Origin of the sequence: uncultured Methanobrevibacter sp. (assembly GCF_900314695.1) — an archaeon.
Classification (GTDB): Archaea; Methanobacteriota; Methanobacteria; order Methanobacteriales; family Methanobacteriaceae; genus Methanocatella.
In genome coordinates this window covers 1-16,374 of sequence record NZ_OMWD01000039.1, presented here as the reverse complement: position 1 = coordinate 16,374, position 16,374 = coordinate 1, and the positions used below count along the sequence as shown (strand labels likewise).

At 35.1% G+C, this 16,374-nt stretch carries 8 protein-coding genes; 1 reads left to right on the top strand and 7 read right to left on the bottom strand.

The window, feature by feature from the left end; translation table 11 throughout:
• Positions 1 to 442: 442 nt before the first annotated feature.
• The 6 genes from QZN45_RS10370 to QZN45_RS10345 all read right to left on the bottom strand — a co-directional run bounded on the left by QZN45_RS10370 (position 443) and on the right by QZN45_RS10345 (position 14,973).
• Complete coding sequence (locus QZN45_RS10370; RefSeq protein ID WP_296812793.1) at positions 443 to 3,292, bottom strand: Ig-like domain-containing protein; 2,850 nt, start codon at positions 3,290 to 3,292, stop codon at positions 443 to 445.
• On the bottom strand, positions 3,289 to 3,591 hold the full coding sequence (locus QZN45_RS10365) for a hypothetical protein (protein WP_296812791.1): 303 nt from the start codon (positions 3,589 to 3,591) through the stop codon (positions 3,289 to 3,291). The genes QZN45_RS10370 and QZN45_RS10365 overlap by 4 nt, the downstream gene beginning before the upstream one ends.
• Complete coding sequence (locus tag QZN45_RS10360) at positions 3,518 to 4,441, bottom strand: hypothetical protein (RefSeq protein WP_296812790.1); 924 nt, start codon at positions 4,439 to 4,441, stop codon at positions 3,518 to 3,520. The genes QZN45_RS10365 and QZN45_RS10360 overlap by 74 nt, the downstream gene beginning before the upstream one ends.
• Positions 4,442 to 4,806: 365 nt before the next feature.
• On the bottom strand, positions 4,807 to 8,202 hold the full coding sequence (locus QZN45_RS10355; RefSeq protein ID WP_296812789.1) for a lectin like domain-containing protein: 3,396 nt from the start codon (positions 8,200 to 8,202) through the stop codon (positions 4,807 to 4,809).
• Between the two features lie 156 nt (positions 8,203 to 8,358).
• On the bottom strand, positions 8,359 to 10,176 hold the full coding sequence (locus tag QZN45_RS10350; protein ID WP_296812787.1) for an Ig-like domain-containing protein: 1,818 nt from the start codon (positions 10,174 to 10,176) through the stop codon (positions 8,359 to 8,361).
• 330 nt (positions 10,177 to 10,506) lie between these two features.
• Complete coding sequence (locus QZN45_RS10345; RefSeq protein ID WP_296812786.1) at positions 10,507 to 14,973, bottom strand: Ig-like domain-containing protein; 4,467 nt, start codon at positions 14,971 to 14,973, stop codon at positions 10,507 to 10,509.
• 358 nt (positions 14,974 to 15,331) lie between these two features.
• On the opposite strand from QZN45_RS10345, the gene QZN45_RS10340 reads away from it, so the two are divergent.
• Positions 15,332 to 15,508 (top strand): hypothetical protein, encoded by a 177-nt coding sequence (locus QZN45_RS10340; protein ID WP_296812785.1) that lies wholly within the window; start codon positions 15,332 to 15,334, stop codon positions 15,506 to 15,508.
• Positions 15,509 to 15,678: 170 nt separating this feature from the next.
• Here QZN45_RS10340 and QZN45_RS10335 read toward each other — a convergent pair whose 3' ends face one another.
• Positions 15,679 to 16,197: a MarR family winged helix-turn-helix transcriptional regulator gene (locus QZN45_RS10335; RefSeq protein ID WP_296812784.1), complete on the bottom strand. Its 519-nt coding sequence runs from the start codon at positions 16,195 to 16,197 to the stop codon at positions 15,679 to 15,681.
• Positions 16,198 to 16,374 lie beyond the last annotated feature (177 nt).

The window sequence follows — 16,374 nt, the reverse complement described above, 5'->3', positions numbered from 1 at the left end:
TGTCCTAAAAGGGACACGTACGGTTCTTAGAAGAGGGGAGACAAGCAATTGTCTCTTCTTATTCGACCTAATCTCACCACCCCATCCACATAAAAAAAATATAGACACTAACCCACTAAATGTGCAATTCATCCCCGGCTTAAAGAAGCCGGAGAATTCTTGCACAATAAAGTTAAAATTACAATGATATTTTTGCTTTCCATTTAAGTTCCTCTGCATTAACTAATACTATTTTACACAGATTAGATAATAACATTTTCAACTACCATAACAAATCCCATAATAATCGAAATTACATATGAATATTTTGATTGTTAATTCCAAAAACAGCCAAATAAATAATCAATCATGAAAGTAAACGAATATAGTTATAAAAAATAGTGCAATCAAGTACGCAAATGTACATGAAAAAAATAAAAAAGGTTGTAGGTAGTGTTTTTACCTACTTAATTATTCCAAGTTTTTTGGCAGTTTTTTCGTCAACTTTTCCTGTTACTTTAAGGACCTTGTCGTTTTGGAACTCTTTTACAGCCATTTCGGTATAATCCCAATAGATGCCGTCAACCTTCAGGTAACGGCCATTGTATTCAAGATAATATCCATTGTTTTTCAAAGCACGTTGGATCTTTTTGACGATTGCTGAGTTTTTGCTTCCTTTTGAAACTGTTTTCCACACAGACTTGACCTTGATGGTTACTTTTTTGGTCGCTTTGTTGTAGTACTTGTTTCCTTTATAGGTTATGGTTGCCTTGAATTTGCCTGCTTTGTTGAGCTTGGTGATCTTGAAGGTAGCCTTGCCTTTAGAATTTGTAGTGGCCTTATATGTCTTACCACTGACTTTCAAGTACACTGTTGCTTTTTTAATTGGCTTATTAACATTGTTTTTCAAGACAATTGAATATTTCTTGGTTTTAGTGGTTGTCTTGAATGTTTTTGCTTTAGCAGTTATTTTAGGAGTTGCCTTTTTGACAGTAACTTTAACATCTTTGGTTGATTTAGCATATTTGCTGTCACCTTTGAATGTTATTTTAGCAGTGTATGCTTTAGGAGCAAGACCTTTGGTTGAAACAGTAATCTGACCTTTTTTATCAGTAGTGTATGTTTTAGCACCGTTCAAGTCAACAGTTATATTGGCTCCTCTGATTGGCTTGCCGTCGGCATCCTTTAAAGTGACAATGAGATTTTTATCAACGTTATAAACTGTTGTGACTGCAGAAGATTCAATTTCAGTAGCTATCTTTCTTACAGTTACATTAACAGTGGTTGAATTTTTAGCATAGATTTCATCATCACCCACCTCAACGGTAATGACTGCAGTACCTTCACCTACAGCAGTAACAATACCCTTTTTATCTACAGTAGCAACAGAGTTATTGCTGGATGTATATGTAATATCGAGCATTATTGTGTCAGGATGTTTGGTGGCATTAATTGCAGATGTTTCACCAACTTTTAAATCCAAAGTATTGTTATCTACAGTGACGCTGGCATTATCCAAGCTGACATTTATAATGATAGTCTTGTTTTCAGCAGCTGCATACTTATCATCACCTGCAAAGGAAACAGTGATAATTGCTTGACCTTTACCTTGAGCAATAACATTGCCTTCAAAATCAAAATCAACAACATCATAATCACTGGATGTGAAAGTGACATTGCCTGCACCAGCAGGAGTCAAATTAGCAACAATAACAATCTCATCACCAACAAACAAGTCTAATGGAGTAGTATCAACTGTGATTTCAGTAGGGATTTTGCTTACTGTCACAGTAACGTTGGTTGTGTTGACAGCATAAGTCACGTCATTTCCAACAGTTAATGTAATAGTGGTTGTGCCTTCACCTACAGCAGTGACAATGCCGTAATCTGTAACAGTAGCAACAGACTCATTACTGGAAACATATTCAACATTCAGGAAACTAGGAACTGCTGTTGCATTAAGATCATACCTTTCATCAACTTTAAGCTCCAAAGTATCATTTTCAACGCTGACGCTGGCATCTTTCAATGAAACATTAACGTAGATTGTTCTGTTTAAGGCGGCTTCATACTTATCATTACCTGCAAATGAAACGGTAACATTAGCATTACCTTTACCACGAGCTAAAATCCTACCATCAGCCACAAAGACAATATCCTCATCACTGGAGATGAATGTCAAATTGCCTGCATCGGCAGGAGTCAGATTCGCCAAACCGTCAACAATTTCATTAACTTTCAAATCAAGAGTTGCATTTGTTAATGTAATCTCAGTAGGTATTTTACTTACACTAACAGTAATTTCAGTAGTATTTTCAGCGTAAACTCCGTCGCCGCCAACTTTAACAAGAATATGTCCAGTACCCTCCCTCAAAGCGGTGACATTGCCATTTCCATCAACAATGTAAACACCAGAATCATCCGGAACGAAAGTGACCTTCAAACCAGCAGGAGATGTAGTAGCAACAACAGTGAAATTATCATCTACAAATAAATCCAAAGTGGAGTTATTTACGCTGATGATTGCATCCTTTAAATTAACAGTAACATTGATAGTTTTATTTTCAGCGGCTGTATAATTTTCATTGCCGGGGAAACTGAGGGTAATAACAGCAGTACCATTGGCTAATGCTTTGATTTTTCCTTTTTCAACTATGGCAACACTTGTATTGCCTGAAGTGTATGTTAAGTTGCCTGCATCAGCAGGAGTTAAAGTAGCACCTGAATCAACCACATCTCCAACTTTTAAATCAACAGTAGAATTAGCGACAGTAATGTTGGTAGGATTTTTAGTATTAGTTAAGCTTAAGGTATATGATACAGTTTCAAATTTACCTGTAACGGTTGCATTTCCAACATTTTTAGCAGTGTATACTATTTTTTCACTAATTAATGCTGAGGTTTTATCCAGTTCTCCGAGTGTTTGTGATAAAGTCAAATTTACATTCATTTTTGATGCATCATACAAGCCAACATCAGAAGTTTCATTGTATGACTGCAATACAAATGCAATTTTTGAGCTATTGCCCACTCCAATTCTACTAGGATCAGCAGTAGCATTCAAGAACAGCCAGTTAATCATGTTTACATTATGGGTTTTTGGTTTTTCATTATAATTTGTAGCATTATTTCCAAACCAGTTATTATATGCAACAACACCATTGGTTCTAACATAGATTACATCTGTGCATTTGTTATTTATAAAAATTGCATCACTAATAGTCGCATTTAAACCCACATTATTATAGTCATTAAAGTATATTAATCCAGTACCATCTGCAGTGTTATTAATATAAGTTCCAGAAATATTCACATTTGAAACCGTACCATTGAAGTAGTTTGCTCCACCAGAATGTTCTGCAGTGTTATTAATATAAGTTCCAGAAATATCTGAGTAATATCTGAGTCTGAAACAGCCTCAAGGAAGTAGTTTGCTCCACCATAATATTCTGCAGTGTTATTAATATAAGTTCCAGAACTATTCACATTTGAAACCGTACCATAGAAGTAGTTTGCTCCACCATAATATGCAGTGTTATTAATATAAGTTCCAGAAATATCTGAGTCTGAAACAGTACGAAAGAAGAATATCTGAGTCTGAAACAGCCTCAAGGAAGTAGTTTGCTCCACCATAATATTCTGCAGTGTTATTAATATAAGTTCCAGAACTATTCACATTTGAAACAACACTACGGAAGTAGTTTGCTCCACCAGAATGTTCTGCAGTGTTATTAATATAAGTTCCAGAACTATTCACATTTGAAACAACATTATGGAAGTAGTTTGCTCCACCATAATATGCAGTGTTATTAATATAAGTTCCAGAAATATATGAGTCTGAAACAGTACGAAAGAAGTAGTTTGCTCCACCATAATATTCTGCAGTGTTATTAATGAAAGTAGCATCAATATTAAAATTATCAATAGCATTAAAAACATGAATAGCACCACCCAAACTGACATTACCATTTATAAAAACAATATCTTTTATAGTAATGCCACTAGTGGCATAAATATCGAATATTCCTGATGTTTTTTGGGCATCCAGAATTGTGGAATCTTTTACACCGACAATAGAGATATTATTTTGATTAATACTGATTGGTCCATTTTCATTATTGAGGTATGTTCCTGCTTTTAGATAAACAGTATCTCCTTCATCTGCACTGTTAACTGCTTTTTGAATATCTTTAAATGTGAAATTTTCAACATCAATTGTTTTTCCTGTCAGTTTATCTGCCTTAGACATTGCCAGGATATTTGAATCGGATTCAAGTTTTTCGCTTAAATCATCATTTTCATCCAGACCATTATTATTGTCTAAGTCAACTTTATCTTCAGAATTACTATTCGAAGATAATTCTAGATTATCTGTCTGATTTACATCTTCTGTTGCTGATACGCCGGCAATAGAAACAATAAATAAAATCAGACATAGTAAAATTAAAAAATTTCTCTTCATAATCCATTCTCCTATTATTTCCAATGAATAATATTTTGATAAAAATGTTTTATATTGAACGAACAATCTTTAAACCTATTGTTTTTATCTAAAACATTCAATACAATTAAAAGTCTATCAACAAATATATTTATATATACCCGTAATGAATATAAGACATCTAGCAATTATATAAAATACCCATTCTGATTTTAGCCCTTTAGAAACTATACAAATAATAGAATTATATTAACAGATATACCAAAAACCATGAAAATTATTAATCATCCATGCAATCAAACATTACCGATTATAAAAATAGACCTATTCCAGATGATGAATGTATAGGAAAAAATAAAAAATAGAAATTGTAGGTAGAGTTCTACCTACTTAACAGTAATTTTTGGTTTTACAGTTTTAGCATAGAAGTATTTGTTTCCTACAAACTTGACAACAGCAGTGAACTTACCTTTTTTAGTCAATTTAGTGATTTTAAAGGTCGCTTTACCTTTCTTGTTGGTTTTTGCTTTGTATATTTTCTTGTTGACCTTAAGGGTAAGTTTTACATTCTTCATAACCTTGTTTTTGTTGGTTTTTAAAGTAACAGTGTATTTTTTGGTTTTTACAGACCTTTTAAATGTCTTTGCTTTGGCAGACAATTTTGGAGTTGCCTTTTTAACAGTTACTTTAACGGTTTTGGTTGCCTTGTCATACATGATGCTTCCATCGTATACTACAGTTGCCTTATAGCTTCCATTCTTCGAAAGTTTGGTGATTTTAAAGGTTGCCTTTCCATTGGAGTTGGTGGTGGCCTTATATGTTTTGCCGTTTAACTTCAAAGTGACTTTCACATTCCTGATTGCCTTTCCAGCATTGTTCTTTAAGGTTATTGTGTACTTCTTGGTTTTGGTGGTTGCGAGGAACGTTTTCTTATTGGCCACAATCTTTGGAGTGGACTTTTTGGGTTGAAGGACAGTAATGTCATAGGACATTTCAAGTCCAGTCAACGAATCAACGGCAGTCAAAACATATTTGCCCGGCTTTTGATTGATGTCTAAGCTGGCATTTCCGTTTTTATCGGTTGGCCGGCTATAGGATACGCCATCAATTTTCATTGCAATGCTTGCATTTGCAGCAGGATTTCCTGCAGTGTCAATCAGTGAAATGTAAAACTTTGATCCATCCCCATAGTGTTTAACCAAATCTTTGGCTATCAGTGTAGGCAACACTTCAATATTGTTTTCATTGCTGAAGTTTGCATAGTAAGTTTTGATTGTATAGTTGCCCGGATTCAGGTCAATTTCCAATTTGGCCACTCCGTTTTCATCGCTTATGCGGGTATGGTTAATGCCGTCAACCTCAAAGAATATGACTTTATTGCCCTCACCTATTTTAGCCTCAAACATGGAATTGTTTTTATAGATTTTAGCCATGTCCTCTGTAATTATTCCAAAATCGAATGTGAAAGCCTTTAAACAGACGACTGCATTTGAAAATTCAGCGTAACTTACGCTGCCTGAGTTTTGATAGAAAACGTTATGTGCGTAATGCAAATCTATCCAGTTGATGCCGTCAGGACTTATGAATGACTGGTTTGGAGATGAAGACGTATTGGCAATCCATTCATCGACATCGCAGCTGATGGGAATCGGATATGTGCAGTTTGGAGTGGTTAACTTTAATGTTATCCTGAAAACGTCATTTTTGTTCAGCCAAACGTAATCGCTCAATTTGACTGTACTGTATCCGGGATTGTGAATGACACCGCATTGGGTGTGTGCAAGATTGTCGTTGACATAGACATAAGCTTCATAGGTGGAATCGACCCCGAAGGTATATAGACTGAATGCTGCAAGAGGGTAAGAGTTGTTTGAAACGAACTGATTGGAAAGCCATGCTGTTTGGTTATTGAATCCTAAATTGACAAGTGTTCCGGCAGGATCATAATAATAGTTCTCCCTATAGTTGTCTGTATTCTCCACATTCACTATTGCAAAGGGAATGTTTTCCTTTGAAAGTGTCAGGTCATAATATGAGATGTAGTTGAAGCCCTCGCCTTCATAATAGATTGTCTTATTCAATTTTGTATTATACTCATTTGTACCGAAACTGTTTTTCAATATGAATGCTCCATCGGGAATGTTTTCACCAAAATTGGAGCCTGGATAGTTATCATCCCATCCGACGATATCGACTACATGGGTAGAAAACTGAGGCAATGCCACTAACGGTGAGACTTCACTTTCAAAGGTTGTTCCATTGACTATCTTGATTTCAGGTTGAATAAATTTATATCCGATAACGACAGAACCGTATTTCAACACTGCAAGCTTTAACTGAGCAATATCCATTACCGGAAGATATACAACATCCTGAACATGTTTAATGACGGTCAGATTGGTTGGGGATACCTTGGAACTTTCATTGAACGGATCGTCACTGGCATTGACAGGTCCTGACCATCTGCTCCAGTATGCAAGCGTTTTGGCAGTTCCGCCTCCCCTCAAGAATACCCAGCCGCCATTCGTATATGGACCCATTATGTTTTTCTGATGGTTTTCAGAAAAGTTATACAGCCTGTTTTCACTTTCAAGCATATATGACTCCAAAGCACCGATTGCAGCAAAAGCCCAGCAGGTACCTGAATTTCCCTGGTTCTTGACTGGGGAGACATATGATATGCTTGTGCCGTTTTCGAGAGTAACGTTTCTAAGGTCATACTTTGCCGGAATGAATGCATCTGTCTCATCAAATACCTTGTCAAACACCATCGGCCAAAAGAGAGCATAGATTATGTCCTCATCACCGATGCAGGAATTGTTTTCTACAGTGCAGGCTTTCAGATTGGCCTTACCGATTATGGTATAAAGTGCATCCTCGATTCTGTTTCGGGTGTTCTGGGTGTTGTTTGCAATTGTGGTGTTTTCCACATTCACAATGCCGTAATTGAATATTGAGCTTCCGTAGCCATATTCCCCATTTATTGAATTGTTGATGAATCTTGAATTTCTTATATTGCTTTCATATTGATAAAAGGCAATTGCTCCTCCAAAGGGAGACCTGGCACTTACGGAATTATTGATGAAATCACATCCATCTATCGAATTGATTGAAAGCATGCTGAAGATGGCTGCGGAAGAATTGGTTGCCCTATTATTTATGAATGAGACATTGGTAAATTCAGCTATTGAATTTGCAACATATGCAGAACCTCCGTTCGCTGCAGAATTGTCTGAAAAGAAACAGTCAATAAAATGGAGTGTTGAAAGGGATGCATATACTGCCCCTCCATTTGATGCTGAACAGCCAGCAAAAGTGCAGTTGATCAAGATGCCGTCTTTTCCATTCCAGTTAATGGCACCGCCATTGCCGGTGAATTGGGCATTGATGAACTTCAAATTCTTTAGAGTCACATTGCCTGCAGTCACGCTGAATATTCTGGAGATGTGTTTTCCATCCAGAGCGTTTCCACCTCCGTCAATGGTAATTGACCTATTGATTTTGATTCCGCCTGTTGAGCCGTCAGAATATTTATAGTCTTTTGTAAGGTTCAACACTCCCCCATCCTCAACGGCGCTGATTTTTTTAGCCAAATCATCGAAAGTGCCATTATCCGAATCATTAGCGCCAATTAACTGATTGTCACAATCGGCACCTATAACATCATCAGATATTTCCATGCCGACAATTTCATCAGTATCATTATCTGCCGCACTCACCGCTGAAACGGCAAGTATAAAAGAAAGAATTACTGTTATCACAATTAATTTCCTATTAAACAAAACAGTCCTCCCCAATATGAACTTATTAATTGATAATTAAATTTGTTTAAGATAAAATATATTTTTTTTTGATAACTTTCCAAACAGGGAAACTTTAATTAAAAAAGTGACTTTACATCACTTCAGAATTTAAAAAAAGAAATGAAAGAAGTACAATCATATAATTTTAATTGTACTTTTGGCTGAAACCAGATATTTTATATTGTCGGTGTATATGATTACCCTATGGCTGCCGACAGCCAATGATTTTGTTTTAAGCTGGGCAACTCCTTTGCTGTTGGTTTTGATGGAGCGAACCTTGCCGTCGATTTTTACCTTTAAAACCAATGCCTTGACAGGTTTACCGGTTTGTTTGTTTTTAACGGTGACATTAAATATCTTGGACTCGTTGGCGAGTGTTGTCAATTTTGGAGCGCTGACAACAGTCATTGTTTTTATCAGCTTGTCGATGTTTCCCATTTTGACGTCTCCAATGAATTTTGAAGATGGAGTCATAGGAAGACTGTTCTTGGATATGAATTTGTTCCTAAATTTGATATCATCCTTCAAATATCCTGTACTGCTTCCAACCAGACGTCCGTTGTCATTTGCAGCATAAACCTTTAAGGTTGAAGTTGTCTTGCCTTCCTTGGTTGTGGCTTTCCAGTGGAATGCTGTTGCATCCCTCCTGTTGACACCATATGAATCGGATGCAGCAATCTTGATTGCAGCCTTTACGGGATTTTTGCTGAAATGAGCATATTTTCCATGATAGAACAATGATCTTCCATTCGGAGCCTTCAAATACTCACCCGGCTTTAGAGTACCGTATATAATTCCACTGCTCCAAACAACAGCATATTTGCCGTTAGGAGCCTTTATTGAGAAATGGCCCAATCCCAACTCTCTTTCATAACCTAGAATCTTTTTCAGATAGGATTTTTGGATTTTACCAGATTTTGCCATCTTGCCTGCCAGCTTTTCGATGGCCTGATTTATGCCATGATTGTCAATACCTCCTGTTCCTGCCATCCATCCGTCTGCAGTTGTCAAAAGATGGAAGAAATAGCTGTTGGTCTTATATTGCTTTACTGTCACCTTGCCGTTTAACTTGTATTTTACAATATGCAATGTTTTGGCATTGGTCGCATCCCTTCTAAATCCTGCAACCGCTTCGGTATTGCTTACCTGAACATACAATGATGTGCAGCCCATTTCAGCAGTTTCCTTAATAGTCAGGAATGATATGGCTTTTTTAGCATTCAGATGCCTGTTCTTTTTAAGAGAAGTGACGACCCTATACTGTCCGACCTTAAGGTTCTTTTTAAGTTTTGCAACTCCTTTGGCGTCAGTGGTTGCCCAATATGTTCTGTGCTTGCCGTTTTTAATAACCTTGAAAGCTACCTGGATACCCTGAACGGGATTTTTGGTGACCTTATTTATAACCTTTGCCTTGAAATAGAAGCCTGATTCGAAATAGGTTTTGAAGTCCTTTGCTGTGAGTTTGAGGCTGGCCTTGTTTACCTTAACCATTGCGTTTGTGCTGCTTGCAGTGTAGTTTTCATCACCTGCAAAGTTAACCGAAGCGTCATATGTTCCGGGTTTTAGGTTAAGTTTCAATACAGCCTTTCCGGCATTGTCTGTGACTTTGGTGTAAACTCTGTTGTTTATTGAAATGGAAATATTTTTGCCTGAAACAGGCTGATTGTTGCCGTCTTTAAGATAACTTACCAATTGGGATTTTTCCTTATAGTAAGTGGTTACGTCCTTGGCTTTCATTTTCGTATTCATTTGGCCTTGATTATCCCCAATGTCCTGTATGGATTGGTTAGCATCACTTTTAATGTCACTAACAATTGGGATTTCAATGCCCTGAGCGGATGGTCCATCATCCAAAGAAATTTCATCAGTCAAATTATCAGTTGCCGAAACCGTTCCAATAGCCAGAAAAACCAAAATCAGCATTGAAACAAACAAAACTTTCCTATCTAACATAAGCTTATCCTCATTTAATTATTATTATTTTATTACTATTTTAATCTTTGCCGAAATTTTTTGATTGAGGATACATGAAATGACTGATTTATATTTCATTTGTATAACTTTTTGTTATTTGACTGGCGACAGCATTTTTTCTTTTCCTGCTGCAAAAACAACACAGCAATACTCAAAGAAATCCATGAATATTTTTATAGTTTCTTTCAAAAACAGCCAAATAAACAGTCAATAATTAAAGCAAATAGATATTATTATGAAAAAATAGTGCAATCATGCAATCAAATGTATAGGAAAAAAGAAAAAAAGGAAAAGTAACTGCCGAAGCAATTACTTAACAATAATTTTAGCTTTTACAGTTTTTGATTTGTAGTATTTGCTACCAGGATATTTAACTAATGCAGTGTATTTACCTCTTTTAGCCAATTTGGTTATTTTAAAGGTTGCTTTACCTTTGCTGTTGGTTTTAGCCTTGTATGTTTTCTTGTTGACTTTAAGGGTCAACTTAACCTTCTTCATAACCTTCTTTTTATTGGTCTTTAAAGTAACAGTGTATTTTTTGATTTTTGTAGACTTTTTAAATGTTTTTGCTTTGGCATACAATTTTGGAGTTGCCTTTTTAACAGTTACCTTAACAGATTTGGTCGATTTAGCATATTTGGTGTTTCCATTGAATGTTATTTTTGCAGTGTATTTTTTAGGAACCAAACCTTTGGTTGGAACTTTAACCTGACCTTTCTTATTGGTAGTGTAGGTTTTAGAACCTTTAATGCTAACAGTTATTTTAGCTCCACTAAGAGGATTGCCTTTAGAATCCTTCAAAGTTATGAGAAGGTTTTTGTTAACATTATAAACTGTTGTGAGAGAAGAAGCTGTGATTTTAGTAGAAATCTTGCTTACGGTTACAGTAACATTTGTTGAATTTTCAGCATAAATACCATGTCCGCCAACTTTAACAGTTATAACAGCACTGCCCACTTTTAAAGCGGTGATTTTACCGTTTTCATCAACGCTGACAACGCCTGAGTTATCAGGAACATAAGTAACATTCAAACCTGCAGGATAAGTAGTGGCAACAATATCAAAAGTATCACCAAGTTCCAAATTCAGACTAGATTTATTTACGCTAACAATGGCATCGTGCAACTTAACAGTAACAGTAATGACAGTTGAATTTAAAGCGTACTTCTTATTATCTCCTGTCAAAATGGTAATGTTGGCAACACCAGTTTTCAAAGCAGTAACAACACCAGCATTACTGACACTGACAACACCTGAATTATCTGCAACAAAAGTAACATTCAAACCGGCAGGAACAGTACTATAACTAATAGTGCCATTTTCACCGATAACCATGTTCATATCTTTGGCAATAATACGGGCATCATTTAAAGTAACTGTGACCCCAATGGTTTTATTTTCAGCAGCAGAATATTTTTCATTACCCAAGAATCTGACAGTGACTGTAGCATTACCAGTATTTACAGCAATTAATGTACCATTACCATCAACACGAACAACACTCACATCACTTGATACATAATCCAACTCACAAGCACCAGAAGGAACAATGCTAACGCCAGGATCAACCTCATCATCTACATGCATATCAACAGTGGAATTCACAACAACAATCTCGGTAGGAATCTTAGTTACGGTAACAGTAATATTTTTACTTTCAGCGGCAGAATATTTTTCATTACCTAAGAATCTGACAGTGACTGTAGCACTACCAGTACCTACTCCAATAAATGCACCGTTACCATCAACACGAACAACACTCACATCACTTGAGACATAATCAAACTCACAAGCACCAGAAGGAGTTATACTAATGCCAGGATCAACCTCATCATCCACATGCATATCAACAGTGGAATTCACAACAACAATCTCGGTAGGAATCTTAGTTACGGTAACAGTAATATTTTTACTTTCAGCCGGTTCAAACTTGTAATTGCCATCAAATGAAACAGTAACGATGGCAGTACCGATACCTACGCCAGTAAATGTACCGTTATCATCAACACGAACAACACCCACATCACTGGATGTGAAATTCAACTTACCAGCATCATAAGGTGTAATGCTAACGCCAGAATCAACCTCATCATCAACCTTCATATCAATAGTGTCATTGCTAACAAAAATCTTAGTAGGAATCTTACTTACAGTTACATAGACGATTTTACTTTCAGCAGCTTCAAATTTGTTATTGCCATCAAATGAAACAGTAACATTGGCACTACCTACACCTACAGCAGTAAATGTACCTTTATCATCAACAACAACCACGTTCTCATCACTGGATGTGAAATTCAACTTACCAGCATCAGAAGGCAATAATTCAGCAACAGAATCAACTTTATCATCAACACCCAAATCAAGTGTATGATTGTTGACATTAATCTCAGTAGGAATCTTGCTTACGATAATGGTGATGACAGTTGAATTTTTAGCATAAACCTTATCATCGCCAACTTTAACAGTAATATTGGCCTTACCTTCTTTTAATGCTTTTACAGTTCCTTTTTCGTCAACACTGACAACACCTGAATTGTCAGCTACGAATGTAACATCCAAACCTTTAGGATTAGTAGTATATTTAATAACGCCTGAATCGCTGACATTTAATTCCATGTCTTCAGCTTCAACACTGGCATCATTTAAAGTAACGGTAACTGTTATGACTGTTGAATTTTTTGCATATACCTCATCGTCACCAACATTAATGGTGATTTTAGCAGTACCATTTTTTAATGCTTTGACAGTGCCGTCTTCATCCACACTGACAATGCCTGAGTTATCCGCTGCAAAATTAACTTTTAATCCTTCGGGAGTTGTAGTATAATTAATAACACCAGATTCGCCAACTTTTAATTCTATGTCTTCAGCTTCAACGCTAGCATCATTCAAGTTAACAATAACAGAGATTGTTTTATTTTCTGCTGTTGCATATCTCTCATCACCAGCAAATGAAACTGTAATTGTGGCGTTACCTTTTTTAATACTTTTGATTTTTCCATTTTCCACTACAACAACATTTTTGTTGTTTGAAGTATAGGTTAGGTTACCTGCATCAGCAGGAGTTAAAGTAGCACCAACATCAGCTTCCCCACCTGCATTTAAAGCAATTGTGGAGTCAGTAACATTAATTTCAGTAGGAATTTTGACATTGTTCAATTCAATGGTATATGATCCAGTTTCGTATTTACTTGTTACAGTGGAATTTCCGCCCTGTCTTGCAGTATATGTTATATTTTCACCAATTAAAGCGGCAGTTTTATCCAATTCTCCCAATGTTTGAGTGAAATCTAAAATAAATTTCATCTTTGAAGCATCATATGGCTTAATCTCTCCTGAAGAATTGTCGTATGAGTCTAATTTGAAGGTAATTATTGAATTTTGGTCTACTGAAACATCATTTGGATTAGCTGTTGCATTTAAGAACAGCCATCTGTCCATAACTGCATTTCCTGCATCCGGCCTGCTATTGTAATTTGTTGCATTATTTCCAAACCAGCAATCAATAGTTTTAATATAACTTCCCATACCATCAGATAATGCATCACTATTGTTTAAAAAAATAGAATCTTGAATAGTTATAGCATCAACCAGTTGATTGATAAAGATGGCACCACCCCTACTTGCATTGTTATTGATAAATGTACCTCCTAAAGAAACATTAGGATCGTTATGATTAAACTCGATATAGATAGCACCACCCTCTTCTGCTTTGTTATTAATAAAAATACCCTCTAACTTACCAGTAGGATATCTTTCTGTATTGTCAATACAGATAGCACCACCAGAATAATATCCAGTGTTATTAATAAAAATACCATTTACATTACCAGAAACAGTACCACCATTACCAACAGCGATTGCACCACCCTGATTTGCGATGTTATTAATAAAAGTACCGTTTACATTACCAGAAGCATCACCATTATAAATATAGACAGCACCATAACCCTTTGCTTTGTTATTGATAAAAGTACCATTCACATTACCGGAAATATCACCAGCAATAAATATAGCAGCACCACTACTTCCTTTGTTATTAATAAAAGTACCATTTACATTACCGGAAATACCACCGCTATCAATATAGATGGCACCACCCCAATCAGATGCAGTGTTATTAATAAAAACACTATTTAAAGTACCGGAAATACCGCCACTTACAATATATATAGCACCACCCCTATTAGATACAGTGTTATTAATAAAAGTAGCGTTTATATTGGATTTAACTTCATGTGAAATATAAATTGCACTACCATTAGTTGAATTTCCATTTTTAAAGGTCAAACCAGTTATATTTATGGATGTGGAATTAACAGTCCAAATATTACCTGAGTTTTCAGCATCAAAGATTGCTTCACCATCACCATTTTTTATGAAGTTTAAATTTTTAGCAATAGTTAATCCTATATTATCCTTTCCTGTATATTCTCCTGATGCAATCCAAATTGTGTCTCCATCCTGAGCTTCATTTAAAGATTCACTTAATGTTTTAAATGCATCCTTTTCACTTTTTCCATCACCACTAGTATCTTTACTTGAATTAACATACCAGTCATTTCCAGCAGTTAATAATTCATCATTAGATGATTTTAAAATATCATTACTTTTTACATTATTATCAGCAGACAATAAATTATTTTCCAGGTTGATTGATTCGTCAATGGAGATTACATCAGTTTCATTGGCCTCAGCAGCGCTAGCTGATGTTATAAACAGAAATAAAATCAAAACCGATAAAACAACCAACAAATGTTTTTTAAATTTCATATATTATTCACCATCAAAACAAAGACTCTTAAAAGAGAGTTTTTATCAATTTTATACATAAATTATCAATATAAAATGTTTTTTTATTACAAACACTGTCAACAGCATTTGTTATCAAAATAATTTTTACAGTATTAATTCTGTAAATAATCAAATAAAAATATTATGAAAAGTAGATTGATTTAGCCATTATTGCCAATAACTGTTCAAATCACCAAAACTAAAAAGATAATGAACATATTCAAAAACAAATGACTTCTACCAATATTCAATTAAAGAAAAAAAATGCATATGCCTTATGAAATCAAGATTGATGAAGTGTTAAAAATTATTTTTGGGAGAAATTTCTTTTTGATGAATGGATTGCAACAGAACCACCTGCACCATCATAAATGCCGTAAGAAACAATTTCAGAATATTCATCATCAATATTTACGCTTTTTTCAATAATTATTTCATAGTCATCTTCAAAATATTCATATTCGTCCGTCAGATTTTCATCATTTTCAACGACAGCAAGCTTATCAACATCTAAGCTTGTCTTATCGTTTGAAACTGTCAGTTATCTGAATCATGACCATCAGATGCACTGACAGCACCTATTGCTAAAATAGCCAGAAAAATATACTAACAAACATTGAAATAAATTAAAAAAAATAAATAAAGAACTAACAAAGAGAGTTTTTGAATTATGAAAAATATATTTTATTTCTGAATGTCTTCAATTGTAATAATAATTTTTTTAAGCAGAAATTTCAAAATGTGAAGTTCTTCTATGCTGAAATAGTTCAATAATTTAGATTCAGTTTCCCAATCAACATCCTGAACCGATTCAAGCATTTCAAATCCCTTATCATATAGTGAAACTAATTTTCTTCGCCGGTCATTTTCATCTATTTTTCTCATGATTAAATTTCTTTTTTCTAAACTTTCAAGTTCACGAGTCACTGTTGCTCCATTAACCCTTAAAAGAGATGCTATTCGATCCTGTGAAATATTTTGTTCCTGACAGAGAACTAATAATATCCAAAACTGGTTTGGATTTATATTCAATTCAGATAAATATTTATCAAAAAAGTTAAGATATTGGCGGGCGACAAGTCCGAAGAAAAAGCCTATGGGCACATTATCAAGTTCATTGTTATCCAATGAATAAATATCCAATATCTCCTGTTGATTAATTTCGGATTTACCACTATTTTTGTTATTTGAATTTAAATCCATATGAACACACTCTTGTTAATATATTTATATTCATATATCTATTTAATTTTTTCTTGAACCACCCCATCCTATAGAGGGTGGGGATTCCTGAATTATTTTCACTTAATAATGGTTAATTTAAGTATTTTATCAGGCTATCCCCGTTGAACCAGCGGTTTAGAATATTAATTGCTGCGT